Genomic DNA, 26,855 nt, shown 5'->3' on the forward strand with positions numbered 1-26,855 from the left:
CCCGTGCGCGGCGCCTTCCGTGAATTTTCGGCCGAAAAAATCCGGGAATCCGCATGACGATCGATATTCTTCTGGCAACCTTCAATTCGGAGCGGTTTCTGGCGGATCAGCTGGATTCCATTCTGGCGCAGGAGGATCGCGACTGGCGGCTCCTGATCCGGGACGGAGGCTCCTCGGACGGGACCGTTCCGATTCTGGAGGAGTACCGCCGGCGGAATCCGGACCGGATTTTCCTGCTGCCGGGCGGACGGGCTTCGGCCAAAGAGAATTTCGCGGCGCTTATGGCGGCTGCCGATGCGGAGCTGATCATGTTCTGCGACCACGACGACCGGTGGCTGCCGGTCAAGGTGGGGCACAGCCGCGCCGCATTCGAAAAACGGGCGGCGAAGCTGCCGGCCGGAACTCCGCTGCTCCTGTTCACCGATCTGCTGGTCGCCGATGAGACGCTGGAAAACGTTTCCGGGTCGTTTTTCCGGCACGAGCACATTGATCCCCTGCGCCTGGAGCTGCGGGAGCTTCTGCTGCAGAATGCCGCGTCCGGCTGCACGATGCTGTTCAACCGTCCGCTGCGGGAGCTGGCGCAGCCGGTTCCGCCGGAGGCGTTCATGCACGATCACTGGCTGATGCTGACGGCCGCCTGTTTCGGGGAGATCGAACCGCTGTCGGAGCCGACGCTGCTTTACCGCCAGCACGGCGGCAATGTATTCGGCGCTTCCGGGTACGGGGCTGCCTATTTCTGCCGCAAGCTGTCGCTGGGCGTGAGGGAGATCAGGGAGCGCCTGTTCCGGCAGTGCCGCCAGGCGGGGGCGTTCCGGGACCGCTTTCACGACCGGCTCGCGCCGGAAACGCTGGCGCTGCTGGAGGACTTCGCCCGGCTTCCCGAGGCGGGATTTCTGGAGCGCCGCCGGATTCTCTGCCGGCACCGGATCTTCAAGAGCGGCTGCCTGCGCAATTTCGGCATGTTCCTGATCGTCTGACGGATCGGCAGCCGTGCCGCTCCCGCCGGGCCGGAACCGATTTTCTCCCTGAAAAAAAACAGGTCGGAGCTTGAGAAAAGCGCTTCGAGAGAGTATAATATCTGCATGTGATTATGCTTTCAGGAAAAGGAGTTTTTCAATGCCCTCGGATTTCGTACACCTGCACCTCCACACCCATTACAGTCTGCTCGACGGCGCCTGCACCGTCAAGGGGCTGGTCCAGCTCGCCAAGGAAAACGACATGACGGCCATGGCCATCACCGACCACGGCTATATGGGCGGCGTCGAGGAGTTTCATCAGGTCCTCTCCGGCGCGGGAATCAACCCGATCGTCGGCGTCGAAGCGTATGTCGCCCCCGGCGACCGGCGCGATTTCGATTCGAACAAGCCGTTCAACCGCGGCGGCTTTCACCTGATTCTGCTCAGCGAGAACGAGCAGGGCTACCGGAACCTCTGCAAGATGATGTCCGCCGCCAACAAGGACGGCTTCCATTACAAGCCGAGGATCGACAAGGAGCTGCTCAGGCAGTACCACGAGGGGCTGATCTGCTCGAGCGCCTGCATCGGCAGCGAAATTTCGCAGTATTATCTGCAGGGCGACGAAAAGCGGGCCGAACAGGCGCTGCACGAATATCTCGACATCTTCGGCCCCGACAACTTCTTCATCGAGCTGATGGATCACTATATGGACGAGGAACGGCGCTGCAACCGGTTCCTGATCGATCTCGCCCGCCGCAACAATCTCCGGATGATCGCGACCAACGACGTCCACTATATGCGCAAGGAGGACGCTGAGGCGCATGAAATCATGCTCTGCATCCAGACCGGAGCGCGCCTGGCCGAGAAGCATTTCAAATTTTCGGGTCCCGACTACTACTTCAAGACCGAGCAGGAGATGAAGGAGCTGTTCCGGGAAGTTCCCGAGGCGGTCACGAACACCCGGCTCGTCGCCGAGCGCTGCAGCATGAAGTTCCACTATGTTCCGGAGGTCAACCACTATCCGAAGTTCTACATGCCGGACGGCCGCCTGGCGGACCGCAACGACCTGCGCGAGGTCTGTTTCGACAATATGGAGTACCGTTACGGTTTCGACCCGCGCAAGCTCGACAAGCTGACCGACGAGCAGCAGCAGATCATCGACCGCATGGATTACGAGCTCGGCGTCATCGAAAAGACCGGGTTCATCAGCTATTTCTTCGTGGTGTCGGACTTCATCCGCCATGCGAAGGACGAGGACATTCCGGTCGGTCCGGGGCGCGGCTCCGGCGCGGGTTCGCTCGTCGCCTACCTGACGCGGATCACCGACATCGATCCGCTCCGGTTCAACCTCTTCTTCGAACGTTTCCTGAACCCCGAGCGCGTGAGTCCGCCGGACTTCGACATCGACTTCTGTGAAAAACGGCGCGGCGAAGTCATCGACTACGTGCGCGGCCGCTACGGTTTCGACAGCGTCGCCCAGATCTGCACCTACGGTCTGCTGAAGCCGAAGGCGGTTGTGAAGGATGTCGCCCGCGTGCTCGGCCATGATTTCGATTTCGGCAACCGGCTGACCAAGCTGATTCCGGAGGACCCGAAGATGACGCTCGACAAGGCGGTCGAGCAGTCGAAAGAGCTCGCCGCGCTGATCGAGAGCGATCCCGACGTCGCGCGGGTGTTCAAGTTCGCGAAGGTCCTCGAGGGGCTGAACCGGCAGACCGGCATCCACGCCGCGGGCGTCATCATCGGCGACCAGCGGCTCGACAACCTCGTTCCGCTGGCCCGCAGCGCCTCCGACAGCATGGTCGTGCCGTTCCCGGCCCACCCGTGCGAGGAGCAGGGGCTGCTGAAGATGGACTTCCTCGGGCTGCGGACGCTGACCATCATCAAAAACGCGCTGAACATGATCAAGAAGAATCACGGCATCGACATCGACATGATGAAGATTCCGCTCGACGACCCGAAGACCTTCGAGATGCTCCAGCGCGGCGACACGGTGGCGGTGTTCCAGCTGGAATCCGGCGGCATGCAGAATCTCTGCCGCTCGTTCGGCGTGGAGACGCTCGAACATATCATCGCGCTTCTGGCCATCTACCGCCCGGGCCCGATGCAGTTCATCCCGGACTTCATCGCCCGCAAGAAGGGCGAGGCGCAGATCATTTACGACCACCCGCTGATGGAGGACTGCCTGAAGGAGACTTACGGCATCATGCTCTATCAGGAACAGATCATGCAGGTCGTGCAGGTGCTGGCCGGCTTTACGCTCGGCGGCGCGGACATCCTGCGACGGGCCATCGGCAAGAAGAAGGTCGATGTGCTGGCCAAGCAGAAGGAGAAGTTCTTCAAGGGATGCAAGGAGACGAACAACATCGACGAGGCGCTCGCCGACCAGATCTGGGAGAAGATCAAGTTGTTCGCCGGTTACGGCTTCAACAAATCGCACTCGGCGGCTTACGGCTTCGTCTGCTACCAGACCGCCTACCTGAAGGCGAATTATCCGGTCGAATTCATGGCGGCGGTGCTGACGAGCGAGCTCGAGTCGGCCGACCAGATCGCATTCCTGATCAACGCCTGCAAGGAGATGGGGATCAAGGTGCTGCCTCCGGACGTGAATTCGTCGGACATCAGCTTTTCGGTCGACTCGGGCTGCATCCGTTTCGGGCTCGGCGCGATCAAGGGGGTCGGCGAGGTCGCGGCATCGAAGATCATCGAGAGCCGCCGGAACGACGGCCGGTTCGAAAGTTTCCTCGATTTCTGCGAGCGGTGCGGAACCGACGTGAATTCGCGCATGCTCGAACACCTGACCCGGGCCGGGGCGCTCGACACGCTCGGGCTGCGGCGGAGCCAGATCCTCGCGATCGCCGAGCCGATGATGACCTTCGCGGCCGGGCGCGCGAAGGACAAGGCGGCCGGGCAGGGGTCGCTGTTCGACCTGCTCGGGGAAGAGGATGCGAGCGAGGCGTGTTCGGTGCCGATCCCGGATATCCCGGAGTTCGATCAGGAAGAGATTCTCAAGAGCGAGAAGGAGCTGCTCGGTTTCTACGTGACCGGTCACCCGCTCGACCCGTATGCGGAGCTGGTCAAGACCTATTCAAGCTGCCCGATCCGCCGGATCGACGAGCTCTCCGACAATTCGCAGATCCGCATCGCCGGCATGGTCGGCAGCTTCACGAGCAAATTCAGCAAGAAGAGCGGCAAGCCGTTCGGAATCATGCTGCTTGAGGATCTCGATTCGTCGGTCGAGTGCATGCTTTACGAGCGGGCGCTGAGTGATCTCGCCCAGCAGGAGATCGAGCTGGTTCCGGGCATGGCGATTCTGGCCAACGTGACCGTGAGCAAGCGCGACGAAGCCGAAAAACCGCGCGTCATCGTGGACAGGATCGTGCCGCTGGCCGATGCTCCGGCCGAGCTGACCGAGGAGCTGCACATCCATCTTTATGCCGACAAGCTCGGACCGGACGCTCTGAAGCGGGTTTCCGAGGCGTGTTTCCGGATTCCGGGCCGCGCGATGGTCGTGCTCTGCCTGGTCGGGCTGGACGACTCGGTGACCTTTATTGAGGCGCGGAAGAGCAAGATCACCGTGACCCGCGAGCTGCTGAACGAGCTTGACGCGATCCTGACCCCGGGCCACTGGCGGCTCAAGGCGACTCCGTATGCGCCGCCGCCGCGCCGCTCCTGGAACCGCGATAAAGAGAAGGAGAAGGAGCCCGCCGCCGCTTCGAATTGATCAAGGGCGCAGAAAACGGTTCCGCGGGCTGCGGCAGTCTGCGGAACCGTTTTGTCTGTTACGCCGGTTCTCCGCCTCCGCCTCCGCCGTCGTCGCCGTCGCCGCCCGGATTGTACGGCCCGGAGTCTCCCTCTGTTCCGAAGGCGATGCCGCTGCCGATGTAGGATTCGAGCTCCGGGGGTTCATACGAAAATCGGTCGTCCATGATGAGTTGTCTCCTTATGCCGGAAGAACGGCGAGGGAACCGCCGCTGCGTTTCAGTTCTTCGCTTTCGGACAGGTAAGCCGCCGCGGCCGGCGGGGCTTCGGTGTCCGCCGGCTGCCAGTGCAGCGAGAGCTGCCCGTTGTCGATGCCGAGTTTCCATTCGCGGTCCCGGAACGCGGTCCAGCTCGCCGCCCCGGCGAACAGGGTGTCGGACTCGGCGCTGTAACGGAGGGTGAAGCCGCCGTCGTCCGCGAAATTCAGCAGTTCCGGCGTCGCGTCCACGAGGAGGAGGCTGCCGCTGCCGGTGAACAGGGCGCCGTCTCCGAGGTCGATGATGCGGGCGGCCGAGGCTCCCGTGAAGTTCCAGCTGCCCGACAGCCGGGAGACCATGGCGGTCGACAGCTCCGAGGAATTCCGGCCGGAGAGGTTGAAGGTGTAGCTGTTGACCGCCGCATCCGCTTCCCGCTTGGTCAGCGTTACCGACGTGCCGCCGCTGAACTCGATCGCGTCGAAGTTCCGGACGGCGGCGTTGAAGTCGCCGGTGTAGTCCGTAAAGGCGAGCGTGCTGATTCCCGCGACGACGGCGGAGGCGTTTCCGCCGCTGCTGCGGCCGGTGCCGTAGAGATTGCCGTCGAAGGTCAGGTTCGCGCCGCTGCCGGTGAAGGTGACGCGGGCGCCGCCGGAGACGTCGGCGTTTGCGCCGTCGAGCGCGTATCCCCCCGCATAGACGGCGTCGAGGAAGGTCGTCCGGTCCTGCGACGTGTCGACCGTGATCGAAACGTCGCCGAGCACCTGCGCCGTGCTGCCGGATGAATTCGCGAAGCCGCCCCCGTGCAGCCGTTTGCGGAAAATCCCGCCGGAGATGGAGATGTTTGCGCCGCCGGCGTTGGCCGTGCCGCCTTTTTCGGCGCGGCCGCCGCCGAGGACATAGTTGAGGTCCGAGCCGCCGGAGATGTTGACCGAGCAGGTTCCGCCGACATAATCCTGCGCTCCCGCGCCGTTGGCGAAACCGCCGCCGAACAGCCAGCCGGTCGAGCCGGCCTGATGGGTGGCGCCGCTCACATTGATCGTGATGTCGTTGGTCACCCGCGAGACGAGCGCGGCGACCGACGAGTTGTAGCTGCCGCCGTGTACGAGTCCGAACAGCGAAGCGCCGGTGAGGTTCATCGTGATGCTGCCGGTGACGGTTGATCCGGTTCCGGCGGCGGTGACGGCCGCCTGTCCGCCCTTCGTGCTGTTCAGCGCTCCGGTATAGCCGTTCAGCGTGCCGCCGTAGATGTTCGGCCGGGCGGAGAAATCGACTCCGCTGCCGATGTTCAGGACGATGTCGCCGGTCACGCTGCCGATGCCGCCGCCGTAGAGGACGCTGGTGATGCCGCCGCCGGAGAGATCCAGCGAGATATTGCCGGTCACGTCTCCCTCCGCGCCGCCGCCGAACAGCTTCCAGACGCTGCCGGAGCGCATGGCGATCCCGATGTCGCCGTTCACATTGCCGCGGAGACCGCCGCCGTACAGGTAGTTGACGTTCCCGTCGCGGAATTCGAGGTTTACCGCTCCGGTCGAGGCGTTGTCGCCGCCGCCGAAGAGATTGTAGATGCGGGTTCCGGCTTCGGCTGTCAGATTGACCGTGCCGGTCATGGCGCGGTTGTCGCCGCCGCCGAACATGGTTCCGGCCTCGTGTTTCAGGACGAGCCAGACGTTTCCGGCGAAGTCTCCGGTTCCGGGGCCGCCGTGCAGGACCTTTCCGGCATACGAGGCGTCGCAGACCACGCTGACGTTGCCGTCGGCGATAAAGCCGCCGTGGTCGGCCAGCGAACTTACGTCCGCTCCGGTGGAAAGCAGCGAAACGATGGTCGCGGAGCCCCAGTCGGCCGGGGGGACATATGCCGCCGAAACCGTCAGCACGAGTTCGTCTGCGGCATTGCGGGCGAGATCGTAATAGTTTCCGGCCGCATCGGCCAGTGTATTGTACCCGGTTCCGTTCCAGACGAAGTTTCCCGAAAGGAAGGAGGCGGCCGTGACCGTTCCGGTGAAGTCCGCCGCGTTCCCGGCGAGTTTGTAGGAGCCGAAAGCGGGCGTCGCTCCGGCGGCCAGCGTCAGGGACGCACCGGTAATCGCCGCGAGGTTGTCGATCATGACGGTGTCCGTGTCGGCGGCATAGCCGGAGACGTCGATGGAGAGGACTCCTCCGGCCGTCATGGTGACGGCGCCGAGCACCTTCATGGTTCCGCCGGTCAGGAACACCGTGTTGAGCCGGGTGCGTTCCCCCATCATGATCGTGCCGCCCGCTTCGGCGGTGAGACCGGTCGCCGTGACTGCGGACTGGACCATGATCTGGTCGAACCGGTTCTGCACCGCGGCTCCGACGGTCTGGCCGCTTTGGGCGGTCTTGACGAAACTGAGCGTCATATCCCGGTTTTTATCGCTGCAGATGCCGTAACCGTAGTCGAAGTCGATGTACAGAATCCGGTCGGTCAGCGCGACGCTCCCGCCGCCCCGGTTGATGGGCGCCTTGAGCGTCATGACCGGAATTTCCTGATTCAGAGTTCTGGCCGCCAGGCGGTAGACGCCCGCCGCCTGATTGTAGGAGGTCCGGATTTCATAACTTCCCCCGGTGATATAGCCGAGCCCCGTCAGCATCGGCTGCTGATACTGGGAATTCGGAGCGAGAGTGCGCAAATCAAAACTGATCACACCGTTCTCGGCGACGGTCGCGCCCGTTCCGGTGACGGTCATCCTGCCGGCGATCTCGGTTCGGCCGCTCAGAACCGTATTGCTGTAATAGATATTCATGATGCCGCCGGATTCGATGACGGTATCGGTTGCGGTCGTTACCGGAGAAGTGCCGGAAACGTATGAGTTGTCGAGGATCATCATGCCGCTGTTCCGGATGATTGTTCCCACGGCAGTACCGCCGGCCCTCACCGTCTGCTGGGTTCCGCGGCCGCTGAGGACAGTGCCGACGGCGGTTTGTCCCGATGAAACAAGCTGATAGGATTTCCCCCCACACAGATGCAGGTTGTAGCTGTTCGATGTCGTTTCATAGGAAAAGGCCGAACCATTGCTGGTTCCGGCGATCTGCGTGTTGAAATCGAGTCCCCATATTGCGCCGTTTTCCAGATTGACTCCGGTCATGGCTGCCCCGGAACCGGCCATGAACATGCCGCCCGAGGCGACTTCCGTTCCGTCTGCGATTCCTTGGAGATATTGATAACCGCCGGAAAGAATGCGGGTGTTGCTGACCGTGCCGCCGGAACTTATGAGCATGGTTCCGCCCGCGGCGATCTCGGTTCCGTCTGCGGTTCCGCCGGAGTAGACGTTTACGACGCCGCCTTCCGTGATCCGGTTGCCTGAGCCGTGTTCGCCATTGCCGAAATAGTGGTTCATGGTGTCTCCGCCGCTGCCGATGACCAGATCGCTGAAGCTGTCCCGCAGCGTGAAGACCAGCGTCGAATTCTGGTTTTTCAGCAGGTAAACCGATGACCCCTCGGAACCCGCATGCCGGAACACGGCGGTGTAGCCGCCCAATTGCCGTTCGTCCCAGACGAATGACTGCAGCTGCCGGGTTCCGAGATAGAGGTCGATCTGCCCGGTATAGCCGTCCGCGCCGTCCGCGATCCGGAAGGAGCCGCCCGCCGCAATCATGCTTTCGGTGACGGTGATGCGAAGCCCGCCGGAGGTCGCGGCAGTGATGTTGCCGATCGAATTGATTATCGAAGAGGCCGCCGGGCTCCTGCCTTCCAGCTGGAGGTCGATTCTGCCGCCCGACTGCACGGTGACGGCTCCGTGGGCGGCCAGAAAGCCGGCGACCCGGATTACGCCGCCGAGCTCCGCTCCGGACGCAAGCGAGAGAAGCGCATGGTTGCTGATGCTTCCGTCCCGGAGAAGCCCGCCCGACTGAATATTCAGGGAACCCTTGTTGAGCGTGGTGTTCGAAGCGATTCCGCCGTTCTCGACGACTTGCACTCCATGGTCGATGACCGTATTGACCGCGCTCCCGCCGGAGGAGACGATCTGCGTGCCGCCGGAGAGCCGGGTGTCGGATACGGCGATCCCGCTTGAGACGAACTGCGTGCCGCCGGAGAGGACTGCTCCGTTTTCCGCCGCCCCGGCGAGGATCTGGCTGCCGCCTCGCAGGATCGTCCCGGTGGCAACCGCTCCTTCGAGCAGCACCATGCTGCCGCCTTCGACGATGGTGTCGAACGCTCCGTTGCCGCTGCCGCTGATATTGCGGAGATTGAGGACTCCGTCCTGAAGAACCGTGTCGCGGAGTGCGGTCCGGCTCTCGATCAGCGCGGTGCCGCCGGAGATGGTCATCCGATGGAAATCGGTCTGCTCGACATGGAAGATGCTGACGTTGCCGCCGAGCAGTTTCGTGTCGTACAGCGTTCCGGCGCCGATGGTTCCGGTGCCGCCGGAGTGGATGGTCAGGTTATGGATTTCGGCATTGCCGGTTTCGACTCTTCCGCCCGATACGGTAACGCCGTCCGCAATGCAGCCGGTCCGGAACCAGACATAGCCGCTGTGAAGCGTCATATCTTGTACGGTGCCGAAAATCTGGCCGCTGCCGTCGTGGATGACGGCGCCTGAGATCGCTCCGCCGTATGCGGACAGAAATCCGCCGGAAACGATGGTGCCGTATGCGGTCCCGCCGGAGGCGGCGCATTGACTGCCGCCGCTCTGCACAAGAGTGCCTGAGGCCACTCCGCCGGACTGGATGTATTCAAAGCCGCGATAACCGACAACCGTGTTCGATGCGGTTCCTCCTGAGACGTTCTGAGTGGCGGTTTCGCTGTCGAAGAAGCCGCCGGAGAGTATGGTGTTCTGCGCAGTTCCGCCGATTCCCACGACGATCGTGCCGCCGGATTCGACCCGGTTGCCGTGGCCGGTCACGCCGTCCGGAATGGTCAGCGTCGCGCCGCTCAGGACGGTCTGGTTGTCGTATTCGGAGTTGTCGAGGGCGTAATCGAAGAGGGTGCCGTTCGTCTCGGCGTGGGCGTCGCCGACCAGGTGGCCGGTTTCGTGGCCGATCGCGTCGAAAAGCTCGTCATCGCTGCTCGTGCCGTCGAGGAGCACGAACGCGTTGTCGTTCCGGTTGCGGTTGCCGGTGTCGACGGTTTCGGAGAGCCCGGTGAAGTTGCCGAACGGAGTGAACGCATCCGTTTTTCCGACATGGATCGTCGAATAGGCGTCCAGCTCCGGGCGGTTTGTGACGAAACGGATTCCGCGCGCGGAGAATGCGGAATTCAGCCGTTTGACCAGACGGTCGATCCGTCCGGCGGAGAGCCCGGAACTTTCGATGCTGATGCCGTCGAGCGAAAGAAGTTCGCCGCGGTAGGAGAGATTGTCGCCGCCGTTGAACTCAAGATAGATGAGCTGCTCGGACGACAGAGGACCGCTTCCTGGTGATTCGTTCATTTTCCCTGTATCCTTTTTCTGGTGCTGCAGGTGATCCCGCTTTGCGGTATGATACTTTGAGCGCGTATTAATTATACTGGATTTTATGGAAAAAATGAAATTTTTTTTGGATTTTTTTTATACCGATATCTTTTTTTCATCATTTACGAATGAAATTTTGTCGCTTTAATGAGAACCATTCTTGAAAACTTCGGAAATCATGCTATATTCGAAAATGAAAGTCCGATTCCAAAGGCGCCGCCTGCGGTTGAGGATTGCAAGGTTGAATGTGTCGTTCTGAATGCGAGGGTTCGTCCCGGGCGGAAGAGGCAGGTTTCGGCGGTCGGTTTGCAGGGAAGGTTTGCATATCCTCCGTGTTTCCCCCCCCTTTTGGGCCCGGGAAGCACGGAGGATTTTTTTATGGATGCGGAGAGCCGGATTGCGATCGTCAGCATGATCGTCGAGGATACGGAAATGAGTGCGGAAATCAACCGGATTCTGCACGAGTACCGCGACTGGCTGGTCGGCCGCATGGGAATTCCCTACAAGCAGCAGAACGTGGCCGTCATCTGTGTCGTGGTGGATGCCCCCGCCAACGTCACAAGTTCGCTCTCCGGCAAGCTCGGCATGCTGCCCGGCATCAGCGTCAAGACGGTTTACTCGAAGAAATAATTCCAACTGGAATCATCTGGAGAACTTTGAAAATGTACGATCCGAAATCCCCCAAAGCCGAGGAGTTCATCGATGACGATGAAATCCAGGCGACCATCCGCTTCGCGCGGGAGAACCGCGGCAACCGCGAACTCATCGAAGCCGTCCTCGAGAAGGCGAAGGAGTGCAAAGGGCTGAACCACCGCGACGCCCTGCTGCTGCTCGAGTGCGACCAGCCCGACCTGAATGAGAAGATTTTCGCCCTGGCGCGGGAGATCAAGCAGAAATTCTACGGCAACCGCATCGTCATGTTCGCGCCGCTCTATCTGTCGAATTACTGCGTCAACGGCTGCACCTACTGCCCGTACCACCACCAGAACAAGCATATCCGGCGCAAGAAGCTGACCCAGGACGAAATCCGCGCCGAGGTCATCGCGCTGCAGGACATGGGCCATAAGCGCCTTGCACTCGAAACCGGCGAGGACCCGGTCAACAATCCGATCGAATATGTGCTTGAGAGCATCAGGACCATCTACTCGATCAGGCATAAGAACGGTGCGATCCGGCGGGTCAACGTGAATATCGCGGCGACTACGGTCGAGAACTACCGCAAACTCAAGGACGCCGGGATCGGCACGTATATCCTGTTTCAGGAGACCTACAACAAAAAGGCGTACGAGGAGCTGCACCCGACCGGGCCGAAGCACAACTACGCCTACCATACCGAGGCGATGGACCGCGCGATGGAGGGCGGCATCGACGATGTCGGCTGCGGCGTACTTTTCGGGCTGAACCTCTACCGCTACGATTTCGTCGGGCTCCTGATGCACGCCGAACACCTCGAAGCGGCGAAGGGAGTCGGCCCGCACACGATCAGCGTGCCGCGCATCCGCCCGGCGGACGACATCGACGCCGGGGCGTTTTCGAATGCGATTTCGGACGATATCTTCGAGAAGATCGTCGCGGTGCTCCGCATCGCGGTGCCGTATACCGGGATCATCATTTCGACCCGCGAATCCCAGGCGGCGCGCGAGCGTGTGCTGCGGCTCGGCGTGTCGCAGATTTCGGGCGGTTCCCGCACCAGCGTCGGCGGCTATGTGCAGGAAGAGACCGAGGAGGAGAATTCCGCGCAGTTCGACGTCAGCGATACGCGCACGCTCGACGAAGTCGTGAACTGGCTGCTCGGGCTCGGCTACATCCCGAGTTTCTGCACCGCCTGCTACCGGGAGGGGCGCACCGGGGACCGTTTCATGTCGCTCGTGAAGAGCGGGCAGATCGCGAACTGCTGTCTGCCGAACGCACTGATGACCCTGAAGGAGTATCTCGAGGATTACGCTTCGGACGACACGAAGAAGAAAGGCGAGGCCGTGATCAGGCGGGAGCTCGGCCATATCACGAATCCCAAAGTGCATGCCGTCGCCGCCGAGCATCTGCGGGAACTGCACGACGGCAAGCGGGATTTCCGTTTCTGATTCCGGAATCGGCGCCCTCCGGAGGGAGGACGCCGGCCGGTTCAGAGTGATGATTTCCGGCGCCGGTGGCCGAGGATGACGGCGAGCAGCGCGACGATGATGATTCCGAGAATCACGCGCAGCGCGGCACGGTTGCTGCCCTCGTCCTGCTTCGGCTGTTCGACGGTCTGCTCCTTCAGCTTCCGGCCGCTGACCTCTTCCGCCTTCTTCCGTTCCTCGGCCAGCCGGCGCTGCTGCTCGAGAGTTTTGGCGATCTGCCGCTCATACTCCCTGCGCAGTTCGGGGTCCCTGAGCTGCTCCCTGATCATTTCACGCAGCTTTTCGTTGCGGGTCGGCGGTAGGTCGAACTTCTTCATGAGTTCGACGTGGGTTTCGGCGATCTGGCGGACGGTTTCGGCGTCGGCCTTCCAATATCCTTTGCGGACGGTTTCGAGCATGACGGCGGTCATCTCCTGAAGCGCCGCGGGATTGTTCTCCTCGAAGTATTTTCGTATTTCGAGATTCAGCTTGTCGTCAACGTAGACCTCCTTGTACTCCTGCCAGAGATGGTCTTCAAGCATATCGGGCTTCATGACCTCCCAGCCGAAGCTGTTGTGGAAGGTCTCCACGAAACTGCCGGTCGCGGCGGCGCCCTCCTTCATCATCTCTTTGATGTACTTCGGATTCAGCACCGTGCTGCGCGCCTCGACCATGGCGGCTTCGCCGGCCTCCTGCACTTTCGGGCGGCCGGGGGTGCGCAGGTCGTTGAAGTAGGCGCCGGGGTCTTTTCCGGTCACGTGCCGCGCCGCGAGGCTGAGCCCGCCGGTGAATTCATAGACGTGGTCGAGCGACAGCGGCCCCCAGCTGTTGGAGGAGCGGGACTGCACGACCGTATCGGTGTTGACGAGCGCCGCCTTGAACACCCCCTCGACATGTTCGCCCCAGTGGTCTTCGGTATAGAGCGCGCCCATGTTGTTCAGGTAGGTTTCGGCGATTCCCTTCGTATCTTCCCAGCTGCCGCTGTTCTGCACCATGCCGGTGACGCCGGTGCCGAAGTTGCCGTTGACGCCGCCGAAAAGGCGGGCGTTGCTGAGCGACTTGGCCTGTTCGGCGGACATGCCGCCGGCGATCAGCGCCTTGATGATTTCAAGCGAGCCTTCGCGGACGAAGTTGCCGAATTCTCCGTCCGGATCGGTCGCGGCCAGGCGCACCGCCTTGTCGATGAGCCGCATGCGGCTGGTCGCGGCTCCCCGGAACTGGCCGGAGGTCTGGATGACGACGTCGATGCGCGGACGCTTGAGTTCCGAAGCCGGAATCAGCTTCACATCCTGCACCCGGCCGCGCGAATCCCAGACCGGTTCGACGCCGAGCAGATAGAAGATTTCACCGATGTTCGTTCCCTGGGTCCGGATGAATTCGCCGCCCCAGAGCGAGAAGCCGACTTTCTTCGGATACTCGCCGGTCGATTTGAGCTTGGCCTGGATCAGCGCCTCGGCGAGCTGTCTGCCGACGGCGTAGCTCTCTCTGGTCGGCGTGCGCTCCGGGTCGATGCCGTAGAGGTTTTTGCCGGTCGGGACGGTATCGGGATTCAGCACCGGGTCGCCGCCGGGCGACGGGTAGAGGTAGCCGCCGTTGAACGCATTCACGATGGAAGCCAATTCCGCTTCGGTGGATTTGAGCAGGTCCGCCTTGGCCCGGAAGGTGATCTCCTCGGGAGCCGGTTCCGGTTTCGGCGCCCGCTGCTGCATACGATCCGGCATTCCCATCCCGCGCGGCGGGCCGGCGGGACGCGGCTGCTTCATCTGGCCGGCCATCTGCTGCATCGCGGCGGCCATCTCCGGCGGAATCGCGCGGCCGTCGGGCAGCTTGCCGGACCCCATCATCTTGCGCATATCGTCAGCGGAAGCGGACATCCCCTGCGGATGGCCCTGCGGACGCGCCGGAGCGTCCTGCTTCTTTTTGAACTTCTCCGGGTTGACCAGCGCCTCCTTCGCCCGGGCGTGCGCTTTGGAGAGGTAGTTCTCGGTGAAGAAATGGAGGTCTTCACGCTGCTCCTCTTTCACCTTGCCCGCTTCGAGATCGGCTTTGAACAAGGCGTCGGCGATGGCGTCGACGGTCATCAGCCGGGCGGTTTCGTTCGCCTCGTCCTCGGAATAGGGGCGGCCGATCACATACAGTCCGCGGTTGACCTTCGAATCCTGGATTTCATGCAGGAAGTTATGCAGCTTCCCGAGGTCCTCTTCGTTGAGCTTGCCCGCCGCAAAGTCGGGCGAGAGCTTGAGGTCGCGGTCGTAATGCTCCTTCGTCGCGATTTCGACAATCGTCCTGGCGTATTCGGACTTTAGCATCGGATTTTCCGCCGCTTCATAGTTCTCCAGCTTTTCGTGAAGCTGGGTGAGCGCGCCGTAGCCGTCCGCCTGCATGAAGGGGGCGGTCAGGTGGCTGACCATCGTGGCGTAGCTGCGGCGCTTGGCGATCTGTGCTTCGCCGACGTTGTTGATGATGTAGAGATAGTAGTGCGGCATCTCGCCGACCAGCACGTCCGGCCAGTCGTAACTCGACAGCGCGACCTGCTTCCACGGGGTGAATTCGAGGCTGCCGTGGGTGCCGAAGTGCATCATCGCGTCCGCCTTGAAACCGTGGCGCAAGTAGAGGTAAGTCGCGATATAGGTGTGCGGCGGGGCCATCTTGACGCCGTGGACGAGTTTGTTCTCGTCGCTCCCTTCGCCGGGGAGGGACTGCGGCATCAGGATGACGTTGCCGAACTGAATCCGGCCGATGGCCATATTGCCCTCCGGCGTGCGGAAGGATCTGCCGGGGAATTCGCCGTAACGCTCCGTCACCGTCCGGTAGAGGTCGGCGGGCATGCTCTTTTCGACCCATGCGTGGTATTCGCCGGGAGTGATGGTGACGGTCTGCACGCGCGGCACGGCTTTTTCGCCCGCGCTGTTGCCCGCGTTGGTGCCGAAGGCGGCGTTGTTCGCTTCGATCTCCTCATTCAGCTGTTCCGCCGTTTCGGGGAGCGGGCCGGTCGTGTAGCCGGCCTTCTGCAGACGCTTGAGCACGTTGAGGATGGATTCCGAGACACCGAGCCCGCCGGTGGCGGCCTCCCTGCCGATGGAGCCGTAATAGATGATCGCGATCTTCTTTTCGGAATTCGGCTTGCGCTTCAGGTCCGTCGTCTTTCTGACCAGTTCGGCGAAGCGCTCGAGACGGTCGGGAATCGTGCGGAATTCGAGCAGCCCGCGGTTGTTGCGGTAGAGCGCCGAGAGCACGAAGGGGACCGCTCCGCCGTCGAGTTCCGGCATGGTGACGCTCTGGCTCAGCATGCCGCCGGTCATGCCGCGCTGGTCGCGCAGGTACTCCCCGTACGGCTGGCTGACCTTGATCGGGCAGAAGAGCGGGACGTTGTATTTCTTCAGGAGTTCGACCGCCTTTTCGCCGAGACGGCCGTGCGGCTGGTAGACGACCAGGTCCGGCCTGACCTCCTCGAACATCGGGAGCAGGTTCCACATGCCGTTGGCGGCGACGACGTTGAGCCCTTTCTTCTCAAGCGCGCCGATCAGCTCTTCCAGAGCGCCGCCGCCGTTGCCGGAGAGCAGGCAGACGGTCGCGGCATTCTCCTTGTAGCGGCCGGTCTTTTTGTACCAGGCCAGATACTCCTGATAGGTCTTGAAGGCGTCGTCCTCGCTGATATGGAAGAACGGATGGCGTTCGATTTTTTTCGGAGGCTGCGGTCTCGCGGCGCGGAGCCGTTTCCCGTCGACCTCGTAGCGGATATAGTCGAGCATGCGCCGGAAGTTCTCCTTTCCGCCGTTGCCGAGGTAGGCGGCGATCTCCTCCCGCTGTCTGCCGGTCAGCGTGTTGAGCGCGGTTTCGGTGCGGGTCGAAGCGGTGACGTAGAGCGGCTTCTTCAGCGTAGCGAGGAGCTGCTGCTGCTTCTCCGTGAAGTTGAGCCCCATGCCGAAGAAGATGATCATGTCATAATTCTTCAGCTCCTCGCCGCTGGTTTCGGTCCACCTGAGCGGAGTCGCTTCGATGGCCGGATTCAGCTCCTGGTTCATCAGCGGCGCGAGCAGATATTCGGGGTAGTTCACGAAGGCGACCCGGGTGTTCGAGCCGTAACGGTGATAGAGGCCGACGGCCGCGGCGACGGCGGCGATGATGAGTGCGGCGATCAGGTATTTGGGCGGCAGTTTGCGCATTTCAGTTTTCTCCTTCGGGAACGTAGATGATTTCGCCGGATTCGAGGCGGTAGGCGATGCCGACGCGCTGTCCCTTGCCGGTGCCTTCGGCTTTTTCGGACTTGTAGCGGGTCACTTTGTTGTCTTTCTTGATGATGATCTCCATATCCGGCTTGCCGGCGTTCTTGACGAACGTCGCGTCCTCGGCGGTCAGGAATTCGGTCATGCGGCTCTGGATCGCGAAGGCGACCATCAGCGCCACGGCGAACACCATCGCCACATCGAAGAGGTTCATCAGGCTGGAACGCGGATCGACCTCGTCCTCGTCTCGAAACAGATCGTCATAGCGGCGTTTTCTCATTTCGCGGCCCTTTCGAGGTGGCGATCGAGGACATACTGGAGATTCGAAATCTCCTCCGTATACCAGTGCCGCTTGACGGAGTAGACCAGCAGCCCGACTCCGGCGACGAGACAGCCGACCACGGTGGTGGCGAAAGCGATCTGCATGTTGTAGGCCATTTCGCCGATGTTGCCCGAGGCGAGGCCGGCCAGCGCGGGGCCCATCGGGATCAGTGTGCCCATGAGTCCGAGCATCGGGCCGACTTTGGTCAGGAACTTGGCGCGTTCGAGTTCGCGTTCGTATCCCTGCCGGATTTCGGCGATCCGTTTTTCGCATTCGAGCTCGTCCCAGCCGAGTGCATTGAGTTCGGCGAGGTGGCAGCCGAAGATGCTCCCTTCATCAAAGTCCGCCGGATCGAGTTCGGGTGACCGGCGGATCTTTTTCAGGAGCTCGCTCCGTTTCCGGCGCTGCTGGAGCAGCACGAGATAGGTCGAGAAGAATCCTCCCAGCGAGACCAGCGAGGCGACCATCGCCGCGAGCAGCAGCACGATGACCGGCAGGAGCAGGCTGTTGGAGATCCAGTTAAGAATTTGGGTGACGGTGGACATGGCACTTCTTCCTTTTATATGTTAAATAGACCGTAAAGAAAATCATACTCAGAAAAACCGGGACGGCGAGCAGCCCGAATACGCACAGCGAGTCGAAATGATTCTCGTCCCCGGCGGCGGGAATCAGCCGCGCATTCGCCGCGACCGGCAGGAAAATCGCGCCGAGGATCAGAACCCATTCGACGTGCAGGACGGAGAGAATCCGCGCTTCGCGGTCGCGCCGCAGCAGCCGGGTCAGCTCCGACACCGCGATTCCGGCCGCGGGCAGCAGAACGGCAAGCCAGACGGTGATGGTCCGGAACTCGAAGTTCGGAAATTCGTTGAAAAGCCGCATCTGCAGATAGAACACGCCGGCCGGAAGCAGTGCGGACGGCAGAAACACCGCGTATTTCCACCGCTTGACCCGTTCGCCGGATTCGTGTTCCGCGAGAAGCGAGAATCCGGCCATCAGCGAAAACAGCTCCTGGATGACGACGAGCGCACACCAGCTTTCGAGCGTTTCCGCGCCGGAGAGGGCCGTGTCGATCCCGACGAGACTGGTGCGTGCGATCCGCCCTTCGAAGAAGAAGGGCAGCGGCATAAGCAGCAGGGCCGTCAGGAGTTCCCAGCGGCGCGGCAGAAGCGCGAGCTTGCAGAAACTTTGAAAAGCCGCCGCAATCAGCACGGCGGAGATGAAAAGCGTCATGATGGGATCACTCTTTATAAATGTAGCAGGTCAGGAAGCGGAACCGGCCGCCGTCGCCCCTGCTGTCGATCGTGTAGTGAAAGCGTCTGCCGTCCGGGTTCCGGAAATAGACGTTCAGGATGCAGGGATCGGTCTTGTTCGCTTCGGCTTTGAGAAATTCCGCCGCGGCATCCATCGACTGTACCGAGCGGTAGTAGTCCGGCATGTTCACGTCGGACCGCCGGGCGCAGAGGGCGCCGAACTCCTTCGAGTCGTCGCGCGAAGCGATGTCGCGGAGTTTCTGTGCAAACTCCTTCGCGGCGCTTTCGGTGCCCGCCGCAACCGCCACGGTCCGCGCCTCGTCCGGCACCGTCGGGGAGAAGTGCCGGCAGAACAGGACCACCGCCGCGGCGAGGAGGACGACTCCGAGAATCAGTTTCGCTTTGCTGTTCATGGCCGGATCTCCATTACTGTTTCGGTACTTCCCTGTACTCCCGCAGGCCGTCGGTGCGATAGAAATCCTCGTCTTTTGTGCCGAAGAAGCCGATCAGCAGGCTTTTGTGGGTCTCGGAGCTGCCGAGGAAGCCGTGGCTCAGGTTTTCGACCGTGGCGTGGCCGTCGACCCAGCCGAGGTTCGCGGCGCGGGCGTGGCGGAAGTGGATCGAACCGTCGTCGCCGTAGGAGGCGCCGTTCGAGCCGAGCACGCGCGGATACATGATCGAGGCCGGATTGAAGCCGCTGCCCATGCTGCCGCCGGAGAGCACGCGGCCGTTGTCGCCGAAGGCGATGACCTTCGACGGATCCCTGACCGAACTCAGCTTCGGCTGCGGCATCTTCGGTTTCGAGGTTCCGACGCCGTATCCGCCGAGCCAGTAGCCGTTGTAGCCGTATCCGCCGCCGGTCTGGATTTTCGTGATGTCGCTCACATCGACGTTCTCATACGCCTTGATGTTCGGGCAGACGAAAACGCGGCCGTTGCCGCCTGCGTACGGTACGAGGAAGCCTTCGCGGTCGGTGTAGTCGTAACCGCCGGAGACATATTTGCCGCACCAGTAGGTTCCGGCTCCCATCGAGCCGACGCTGTACGGGCTGGAGTAGCCGCCGTTGTCGCCGGCGTACTGGGTGTTGGCCAGCGCGATCTGTTTGACGTTCGAGATGCAGCTCGCGCGCTTGCCGGTTTCGCGCGCCTGCGCCAGCGCCGGCAGCAGCATCCCGGCCAGGATGCCGATGATCGCGATCACCACCAGCAGTTCGATCAGTGTGAATCTGATTTTTTGTGACATGGTTTTTCCTTTATGTAAATGATTGTTAAGGTTTCCGGGCAATTTCGAACAGATGCTTCACTCTCTGCTCGATGATTTCATTTTTCCGCGATTTCAGATATGCGAGGCGGGCGCCGGCGCGCTCGGCCGCCTTGCGGAGCTCCGGCAGCCGCCGCGGCGTCTCTTCGGCCCGGCGCTCCATTTCGCGGCGGATGTCGCTGCGGAGTCGGCCGAGAAGCGCTTCATCGCCGGTTTTGCGGTATTCTGCGGCGGTTTTGCGGAAGCTCCGCTCCGCCTCGAGCGTCTCTGAGTTGTGAACCGGGCGCCGGACGCCGGGAACCGCCCTGCCGTGTCCGCCGCCGCTCATGGCGGCGGAGGCGAGGACCGTTTTCAGGTGATTTTCGACAACGCGATCAGGGTCGCTCTTCCACGCCTTCACGGAATGTTCGGCCCGCTGGCATTTGGCTTCGAAGTAGGTCCGGCGAGCGGCGGTGAAGGCGATTTCGCGTTCGAGCTGCCGGGTCAGGATCGCGCGGAGTTCGGCTGCCGACTCCGGCGTATCGTTTTCGAGCAGCTCCTTCATCCGGCGGAATTCGTTCTGCTCTTCCTCTTCGCGGAAGTCGTACGGCCTGTGCGCGGCCGCCGGCGCGGCGGCGAGCTTTCCCGCATCGGTTTCAGGACGGGCGGGGGCAGGGGCGGCGGCGACGGCGGCGCCGATCAGCAGCGGCAGAAACATCATTGGTTCACCTCCCGGGTCAGGTATCGTTCGGCGATCCGGCGGACTCCGGCCCGGATCGCGCGGCTGCTGTAAGTCGCGCCGGTCACCGCATCGACTTCGCGGAACAGCGCCTGCTTCGGCGTCAGGCCGTTCCAGCTGCTGAAGAACGGGTCTTCGCGGACGAAATCCAGATAGGCCGGCGTCTCCTGATTGGCGCCGATCAATATGCCGGCGACGGTGCCGTCCGCCCGGAGCGCGAGGGCGAGCTCGATGGTGTCCGCGAAAGCGGTGGTGCGTTCCGTATCGCCGTTTTCGAGCAGCAGCATGCCGAGTTCGGTTCCGTCGGCGGCGAGAATCCGGCAGTCGGGGCCGCCGCACGGCAGCAGTTCCGCGTAATCCGGGAACAATTTTTTCAGTTGGCCGTCGAATTGCGGCAACCGCATGGCCGCCGGGTTGCTCTGCGCCGCCGGTTTCGGGGCGAGCGCGGTCCTGGCGGCATTGCGGACTCCGGCGATGACGGCGCGGCTGCTGTAAGTCGCACGGGTCACGGTGTCGACTTTCTTTTCGGCGGCTTCGGCGAGTTTGAGGCCGTTCCAGCGACGGAAGAACTTCATGCGGGACAGACGGGCCAGATAGGCGGGCGTTTCGCGGTTTTTGCCGGGCAGGACTCCCGCAATCCGGCCGTCCGCGCCGGTGACGACGCCGACCTCGATGCTGCCGCCGTAACCGTCGGTGCGCGGAAAGCGCGCGGCGTCCTCGAGGTGGAGTTTTCCGAGCTCTTTGCCGGAACCGTCGAGCAGCCGATATGTGAATGCGTCGGCGGCAGTGACGGATTCGCAGGCTGGAAACAGCTTGAGCAGTCCGGTGCGGAATTCCGCCGGTACGTCGAGTGACGGCCCGTTACCTTTCGTTCCCGCGGTGGCGAACAGCAGTGTCCCCGCGGCCAGCAGCAATGTCGCTTTATGCTTCATCAACCCGGTTCTTTTGGCTTTTGTATTAGTTTGGTCTAATTTTGTTTGCGTTAAAAAAACAGTCGTTCTTCGACTGCTTCTGCATAATATAGTTGCGGAAGAGAAAAATGCAATAGCGTATTATTAGATTAATCTAATTTTCTTTGAGGCCGTTTTTCGCGGTGCTCACCGGAACTGGTTCGCCGAGAAAATGCGGTTCTCGTCCGATGGCGACGTCGAGGAGCGCGAGCACACGGGAAAAGGCTTCGCGCAGGTGGTTGCGGAGCCGGAACCGCTTCTGTGCGACGTCGCGCGCGGCGAAGCCGATCGCGTCGATGCCGTGGTGCCCGGCGAGATACAGCGCGCGTTTGCAGTGGAACTCCTGGGAGATGATGGTGAGCCGGGTCTGCCCGAACACCCGGCGGGCGCGGCTGACCGAATCGAGGGTGCGGAATCCGGCGAAATCCTCGAAGATGTCTTCCGGCTTCACGCCTTTTTTCTCGAGCGCCCGGCGCATGGCGGCCGGTTCGTTGTACTCCTTCCGGCTGTTGTCGCCGGAGACGATGATCTTGCGGACCTTTCCGGCGTGATAGAGTGCGGCAGCCGCTTCGATGCGGTATTGGAAGTAGGCGTTCGGTCCGTAACGGCCGTCCGGTGCGGTGCCGAGCAGGAGGCCGACTTCGCGCGGCTCGATTGCGTCGATGCTGTCGCTGACCCGGCTGCCGCAGCGTTCGACGACGGCGTGCGCATGAAGAATCAGCGATGCGGCGCCCAGGCAGAGGAGCGCTGCTCCCGCCGATGCGAAGCGGATGAAGCGGCGGCGCGGAAGGCGCCGGAGCTGTTCGCGGATGCCGCGCATCGTCATCTCAGATATTCCCGAGCCGGACGTTCCGGAAACCGCGTTCGAGCGCCCGGTCGCGGAGTGCGTGCAGAAGCGCGGCCGGAGTCCGCGGGCTCTGCCGGTAGTGGTAGGCCGGAAAATATGCGTTGAAGTGCAGCGGGGTATCGGTCCCGAGGGCCGCTTCGACCCAGTCCAGATACGCCTCCTGCTGCTCCGGCGAATCGTTCCGCCCCGGAATCACGAGATTGGTCAGCTCAAGGTGGCCGCCGGCCTCGTTTTTAAAGATTTCGCAGGCGGTTCTGACCGGCGCGAGCGATCCGCCGCACATCGACTCGTAGAACTCCTCGCTGAACCCCTTGACGTCGATGTTGGCGGCATCGACGAGCGGATAAAGCGCGCGTGCCGGTTCCGGCTCGATGAAGCCGTTGGTGACCAGTACGGTTCTGAGACCCGACGCGCGCGCCAGCTTCGCGATATCCATCGCGTATTCGATCCAGAGGGTCGGCTCGTTGTAGGTCAGCGAGATCGACGGGCAGTCGTTTGCCGCCGCGAGCGAAACCGTCTCGCGCGGCGTCAGGATTCTCCAGTCGCCGTTCGCGTTGTAGGTTCCGTGCGAAAGCGAGCTGTTCTGGCAGAAGCAGCAGTCGAGGTTGCAGCCGAATGCGCCGAGCGAAAGCGTCCGGGTGCCGGGCAGGAAGTTCATGAGCGGTTTCTTCTCGATCGGATCGATTGCGACGGCGGCCGGCCGGGCGTAGGAGAGCGCATGCAGTTCGCCCGCCGCGTTGCAGCGCATCCGGCACCAGCCGGCGCCCCCGGGCGTGATTACGCAGCGCCGCGGGCAGAGATCGCAGCGCACCGCTCCCTCCGGGAGCCGGGTGTAGAATCTGGCGGGATTGTCCGGCATCGGGTGTCCTCCGTATCTGAATCATCCCGGAAAATAATCCGGCTTCCGGTTTTTTTCAACCCCCGGGAGCCGGAAAAGAGGAAAAATGTTGCGCTTTTCGGAAAGTCTCGACGGATGTTGTTGCTTTTTGGATGGTGCGGGGCTATATTATCCGCCGTGACGGAACCATATATTTTGAGACAGGGAAATACCGCAGATGAAAACATTTGATGGGTTGTTCGAAGAGCTGAAAGCGAAGGCCGCCGCCGCCGATCCCGAATCCGGGACGGTCAGGGAGTTGAACCGCGGCAAGCATTTTATCGGGAAAAAGGTGGTCGAAGAGGCCGGAGAGGTCTGGATGGCCGCCGAATACGAGGGGCGCGAAAAGACCGCCGAGGAGATTTCCCAGCTGCTCTACCACCTGCAGGTCATGATGATCGCGAATGATCTCGAGCTCGAAGACGTTTACAGATACCTCTAAAACCCAGGATACTGCTTTATCATGCTGAAATTGGCGATACCGAACAAGGGCGCTCTTTCCGAGGACGCCGTCCGCCTGCTCGGCGAAGCGGGCTACAAGTGCTCCCGCTCCGGCCGGGAGCTCGTGGTCAGCGACCGCGTGAACGACATTGATTTCGTTTTTCTGCGTCCGCGCGACATCGCGCTCTACGTCGGCGACGGGGTCCTCGACCTCGGCATTACCGGGCGCGACCTGAAGGAGGACAGCGGCGCCGACGTCATCGAGCTCTTTCCGCTCGGCTTCGGCCGTTCGCGCTTCTGCTTCGCGGTCCCGAAGGAGTCGGGGCTGACCGTCGAAAAGCTCGGCGGGCTGCGCATCGCGACCTCGTATCCCGAGCTGCTGCGCCGGAACCTCGAGAAGCGGAATCTGAAGTGCCCGATCGTCCGTCTCGACGGTGCGGTCGAGATTTCGATCCGCCTCGGCGTGGCGGATGCGATCGCCGACGTGGTCGAGTCCGGCGCGACGCTGACCGAGGCCGGGCTGGTGGTGACCGGAGAACCGATGCTCTGCTCCGAAGCCGTCCTGATCGGGCGCTCGCCGGAGCTGCAGGAGTGTCACGAGGTGAAAAAGCTCATTGCGCGGCTGCGCGGCATCATCGTCGCCGGCAGCTATGCGATGATGGAGTACGACATTCCGCGCTCGGCGCTCGAGGCGGCCTGTTCGATCACTCCCGGAATCGAGTCGCCGACCGTCGCGCCGCTGTCGAATCCGGACTGGGTCGCCGTCAAGTCGATGGTGCTCCGCAAGGAGTGCAACCGGATCATGGACGAGCTTTATGAAATCGGCGCGCGCGGAATTATCGTGACGGATATCCGCTCCTGCCGGCTTTGAGCATATCGGGAAGGAAGACGGTTCGAAAATGAAAAAGACGATTCTTGAGCGGGCCCGCGAAGTGTTCGATACCGAAGTCTGCGGCGTCAACGCGGTGCGGGACAATCTCGGCGAATCCTTCGAGGCGCTGGTCGATCGCTGCATGCGGACGCTTTCGTCCGGCGGAAAGCTGGTCCTGACCGGCGTCGGCAAGAGCGGGTATATCGGCAAGAAGATCGCGGCGACGCTGTCGAGCGTCGGCTCCCCGGCGGTGTTCATGCACCCGGTGGAGGCGCGTCACGGCGACCTCGGCATCATGCAGAAGAACGACCTCCTGATCGCGCTGTCGTATTCGGGGGAGACCGAGGAGCTGCTCGTTGTGCTGACTCCGGCGAAGCGGCTCGGGGTCGAGCTCGTTTCGATCACCGCCAGCCGGACGTCGAGCCTCGGCCGGATGAGCGACCTCGTGGTCGAAATGCCGGTGCCGAAAGAGGCTTGTCCGTTCAATCTCGCGCCGACCACGACGACGACCGCGCTGCTGGTGCTCGGCGATGCCCTGGCCATGGTGCTGCTCGACGAGCACGGTTTTACGAAGAGCGATTACGGCCGGCTTCATCCGGGCGGGGCGATCGGCCGGATGGTGACGCTGCGGGCGGGAGATATCATGCGCGGGCGCGACCGTTCGGCGATCGTCTGCGCCGAGGCGACGGTCCGCGACGCGATCATCCGCATGAGCGGCGCGCGCTGCGGCTCGGCGATCATCGAGGATGGCGATCGCCGGCTGCTCGGAATCTTCACCGACGGCGATTTCCGCCGCTGGGCCGAGAAGGATATGTCGGTACTGGAGCGCGCCATGAGCGAAGTCATGACGCCGCACCCGGTGGCGGTCCATGCCGGACAGCTGGCGGTTGAGGTGCTGAAGGTGCTCGAGAGCCGCCATATCGACGATATCGTGGTTCTTGACGACGACGACCGTGTCGCCGGCTTTATCGATGTGCAGGATCTGCCCGGCTTGAAACTGATGTAAATTTTCCGGAATTCGGAGGCAGCATGGACAATTGCAGACGCTGGATGCTGGTCGCGGTTTTTCTGGTCGGTTCGTTCGCGCTGCGGGCGGACGACCGGGAGGCGACCGACAGTTACCGGCTCGGCCGCGAGGCGTATGAGAAGGAGGACTACCGCACGGCTTCGAAGAGATTCGAAGACGCCGAATTGTACGCCGATTCGGCGGTGGTGAAGTCCAACGCGCTCCGCGCCCGGATCGCCGCGCTGCAGATGTGCGGGCTGCCGTACCAGGAGTTCGAAGCGATTGAGCGGATGCTGACCGAGTATCCGGAGTATGCCGATTTCGTTTCGCTGATCGACCGGGAGTATGCGCTCGCGAAGATGTACGACGACGGCGTCCGCGAACCGGCGTTCTGGAGTTTGCGCTGGATTCCGTGGCTGGTCGGCGACGACAAGAGCATCGAGATTTACCGCAAGGCGCTTGAGCGCGCGCCGTTTTCGGAGCGCGCGCCGCAGGCCCGGCTCCGGCTGGCCTATCTGCTCGACCAGAAAGGCGAGGTGAAGGAGTCTCTCGCCGAGCTGCGCCGGATCATTCAGGAGTTTCCGGATTCGCCCGAGTGCGAGCTGGCCTACCTTGCGCTCGGCAACGGGCTTTTCGAGCTCTCCCGCCGCGGCGACGGCGACGCGCGCTATGCGCGCGAGGCCTACGACGTGTTCCGGGAGTTCCAGAACAAATATCCCGATGCGCCGGAGAATGACTTTGTGCGCACGATCCTTGCGCAGAGCCGCGACATTCAGGCGGAACGGCTGCTGACGATCGCCGATTTCTATGAAAGTTCCGGGCGCAGGGAGGCGGCCGAACGTTATCTGGCCCGGATTCTGAAGGAGTTTCCCGACACCGGGGCCGCCGCGGATTCCGAACGCCGCCTGGTGGAGCTCGACAAGAGCTTCGTCCCCGACGATTTCCAGGTCGGCGCCGAGCCGCGGCTGCAGCGCTATCCGGCCTACAAACTGCCGGAGGAGTCCGGCAAGCTGCTGATTGTTCCGGGCCGCGGAAACCGCAAATATCTGCTGCCGGTCTACGATCTCGGGCTCGGGAAGAAAGATGATCCGCCCGCCGTGGCGACCGGAAAAGGGGAGGCGAAATGAGGAAGATTCATCTGGCCGCGCTGGCGGCGTTTCTGCTGGTTGTCTGCGGCGGATGCGGATACCGGGTCGGGAGTCTCATGCATCCGCAGATCAAAACCGTGGCGGTCGCTCCGGTCCAGAACGAGACGGTCGAATACAATCTGACCGCGCAGGTCCGCAATCTGCTCTGCGAACGTTTTATGGTCGACGGTTCGCTGAAGCTCGTCGACGAGAAGGAGGCGGACTGCATCGTCTATGCCCGGGTGACCGACGTGCGTTTCGCCGAGGTGTCGTGGGCGAAAAACGACAAGGACCGGGACGATATTTTCCTGCCGAACGAGTGGAGCGTCACCCTGACGATCGAATATTCGGTCATCATTCCGGGGCGGGTGCAGCCGCTGGTCGCGGCGAGGAAGGTCACCGGCACCGCGAATTTCGAGACCGGCCCGGACCAGATGATCGGCCGGCTCAACGGCGTCCGGCAGGCCGCCTACGATGCGTCTAAAAATGTCGTATCCTCGTTTACCGAAGGGTGGTAAAGGCGTTTCCGGCGGAGAGG

The 26,855-nt window shown here is 62.4% G+C and carries 21 protein-coding genes; 9 read left to right on the forward strand and 12 right to left on the reverse strand.

Going from position 1 to position 26,855, the window contains the following annotated elements:
• The first annotated feature begins 53 nt into the window (after window positions 1-53).
• Window positions 54-977 carry a glycosyltransferase family 2 protein gene (locus FYJ85_RS07705; RefSeq protein WP_106052803.1) on the forward strand — a complete coding sequence of 308 codons (924 nt, stop codon included), beginning with the start codon at window positions 54-56 and terminating at the stop codon, window positions 975-977.
• A gap of 139 nt (window positions 978-1,116) precedes the next feature.
• A complete protein-coding gene (gene dnaE / locus FYJ85_RS07710) occupies window positions 1,117-4,680 on the forward strand; it encodes a DNA polymerase III subunit alpha (protein WP_106052802.1) in 3,564 nt (1,187 codons plus the stop codon).
• A 58-nt stretch (window positions 4,681-4,738) separates the two neighbouring features.
• On the opposite strand, the gene FYJ85_RS07715 is transcribed toward dnaE, so the two are convergent.
• Both FYJ85_RS07715 and FYJ85_RS07720 read right to left on the reverse strand, forming a co-directional pair.
• Window positions 4,739-4,885, reverse strand: a complete 147-nt coding sequence (locus FYJ85_RS07715) for a hypothetical protein (protein WP_154417714.1) — start codon at window positions 4,883-4,885, stop codon at window positions 4,739-4,741.
• 14 nt (window positions 4,886-4,899) lie between these two features.
• The gene (locus FYJ85_RS07720) at window positions 4,900-10,302 is read right to left on the reverse strand and encodes a hypothetical protein (RefSeq protein WP_154417716.1); all 5,403 of its coding nucleotides are present in this window, start codon (window positions 10,300-10,302) and stop codon (window positions 4,900-4,902) included.
• A gap of 399 nt (window positions 10,303-10,701) precedes the next feature.
• On the opposite strand from FYJ85_RS07720, the gene FYJ85_RS07725 reads away from it, so the two are divergent.
• Both FYJ85_RS07725 and hydG read left to right on the forward strand, forming a co-directional pair.
• Window positions 10,702-10,953 (forward strand): TM1266 family iron-only hydrogenase system putative regulator, encoded by a 252-nt coding sequence (locus tag FYJ85_RS07725; protein WP_106052800.1) that lies wholly within the window; start codon window positions 10,702-10,704, stop codon window positions 10,951-10,953.
• 32 nt (window positions 10,954-10,985) lie between these two features.
• Window positions 10,986-12,404, forward strand: coding sequence for a [FeFe] hydrogenase H-cluster radical SAM maturase HydG (hydG, locus tag FYJ85_RS07730; RefSeq protein ID WP_106052799.1), 1,419 nt, complete (start codon window positions 10,986-10,988; stop codon window positions 12,402-12,404).
• A gap of 41 nt (window positions 12,405-12,445) precedes the next feature.
• Here the strand turns inward: hydG and FYJ85_RS07735 are convergent, their stop codons facing one another.
• The 10 genes from FYJ85_RS07735 to amrS all read right to left on the reverse strand — a co-directional run bounded on the left by FYJ85_RS07735 (window position 12,446) and on the right by amrS (window position 22,854).
• Window positions 12,446-16,588 (reverse strand): cobaltochelatase subunit CobN, encoded by a 4,143-nt coding sequence (locus FYJ85_RS07735; protein ID WP_154417718.1) that lies wholly within the window; start codon window positions 16,586-16,588, stop codon window positions 12,446-12,448.
• Window position 16,589: 1 nt separating this feature from the next.
• The gene (locus tag FYJ85_RS07740) at window positions 16,590-16,928 is read right to left on the reverse strand and encodes a DUF2149 domain-containing protein (RefSeq protein ID WP_106052797.1); all 339 of its coding nucleotides are present in this window, start codon (window positions 16,926-16,928) and stop codon (window positions 16,590-16,592) included.
• Window positions 16,925-17,515 (reverse strand): MotA/TolQ/ExbB proton channel family protein, encoded by a 591-nt coding sequence (locus tag FYJ85_RS07745; RefSeq protein ID WP_106052796.1) that lies wholly within the window; start codon window positions 17,513-17,515, stop codon window positions 16,925-16,927. The genes FYJ85_RS07740 and FYJ85_RS07745 overlap by 4 nt, the downstream gene beginning before the upstream one ends.
• A complete protein-coding gene (locus tag FYJ85_RS07750) occupies window positions 17,490-18,200 on the reverse strand; it encodes a hypothetical protein (RefSeq protein WP_106052795.1) in 711 nt (236 codons plus the stop codon). Before FYJ85_RS07750 ends, FYJ85_RS07745 begins: the two co-directional genes overlap by 26 nt.
• A gap of 7 nt (window positions 18,201-18,207) precedes the next feature.
• Entirely contained in the window at window positions 18,208-18,633 is a 426-nt protein-coding gene (locus tag FYJ85_RS07755) for a hypothetical protein (RefSeq protein ID WP_154417720.1), read from the reverse strand.
• Window positions 18,634-18,646: 13 nt separating this feature from the next.
• A complete protein-coding gene (locus FYJ85_RS07760) occupies window positions 18,647-19,462 on the reverse strand; it encodes a type II secretion system protein (RefSeq protein WP_154417722.1) in 816 nt (271 codons plus the stop codon).
• A 25-nt stretch (window positions 19,463-19,487) separates the two neighbouring features.
• Window positions 19,488-20,180, reverse strand: a complete 693-nt coding sequence (locus FYJ85_RS07765) for a hypothetical protein (RefSeq protein WP_106052792.1) — start codon at window positions 20,178-20,180, stop codon at window positions 19,488-19,490.
• A complete protein-coding gene (locus tag FYJ85_RS07770; RefSeq protein ID WP_106052791.1) occupies window positions 20,177-21,130 on the reverse strand; it encodes an FMN-binding protein in 954 nt (317 codons plus the stop codon). The genes FYJ85_RS07765 and FYJ85_RS07770 overlap by 4 nt, the downstream gene beginning before the upstream one ends.
• Before the next feature lie 133 nt (window positions 21,131-21,263).
• Window positions 21,264-21,974, reverse strand: coding sequence for a SanA/YdcF family protein (locus FYJ85_RS07775; RefSeq protein ID WP_206213036.1), 711 nt, complete (start codon window positions 21,972-21,974; stop codon window positions 21,264-21,266).
• 1 nt (window position 21,975) lies between these two features.
• Complete coding sequence (gene amrS / locus FYJ85_RS07780) at window positions 21,976-22,854, reverse strand: AmmeMemoRadiSam system radical SAM enzyme (RefSeq protein WP_106052790.1); 879 nt, start codon at window positions 22,852-22,854, stop codon at window positions 21,976-21,978.
• A gap of 196 nt (window positions 22,855-23,050) precedes the next feature.
• On the opposite strand from amrS, the gene FYJ85_RS07785 reads away from it, so the two are divergent.
• Genes FYJ85_RS07785 through lptE form a run of 5 tightly spaced genes read left to right on the forward strand, consistent with a single transcriptional unit; the run spans window position 23,051 to window position 26,835 of the window.
• A complete protein-coding gene (locus tag FYJ85_RS07785) occupies window positions 23,051-23,314 on the forward strand; it encodes a phosphoribosyl-ATP diphosphatase (protein WP_106052789.1) in 264 nt (87 codons plus the stop codon).
• A gap of 21 nt (window positions 23,315-23,335) precedes the next feature.
• Entirely contained in the window at window positions 23,336-24,184 is an 849-nt protein-coding gene (gene hisG, locus FYJ85_RS07790) for an ATP phosphoribosyltransferase (protein ID WP_106052788.1), read from the forward strand.
• Between the two features lie 28 nt (window positions 24,185-24,212).
• Entirely contained in the window at window positions 24,213-25,190 is a 978-nt protein-coding gene (locus tag FYJ85_RS07795; RefSeq protein WP_106052787.1) for a KpsF/GutQ family sugar-phosphate isomerase, read from the forward strand.
• A gap of 23 nt (window positions 25,191-25,213) precedes the next feature.
• Window positions 25,214-26,317, forward strand: coding sequence for an outer membrane protein assembly factor BamD (gene bamD, locus FYJ85_RS07800; RefSeq protein ID WP_106052786.1), 1,104 nt, complete (start codon window positions 25,214-25,216; stop codon window positions 26,315-26,317).
• On the forward strand, window positions 26,314-26,835 hold the full coding sequence (lptE, locus tag FYJ85_RS07805; protein ID WP_106052785.1) for an LPS assembly lipoprotein LptE: 522 nt from the start codon (window positions 26,314-26,316) through the stop codon (window positions 26,833-26,835). Before bamD ends, lptE begins: the two co-directional genes overlap by 4 nt.
• Window positions 26,836-26,855: the final 20 nt, after the last annotated feature.

It is taken from the genome of Victivallis lenta, from assembly GCF_009695545.1.
In the GTDB taxonomy this organism is placed as follows: domain Bacteria; phylum Verrucomicrobiota; class Lentisphaeria; order Victivallales; family Victivallaceae; genus Victivallis; species Victivallis lenta.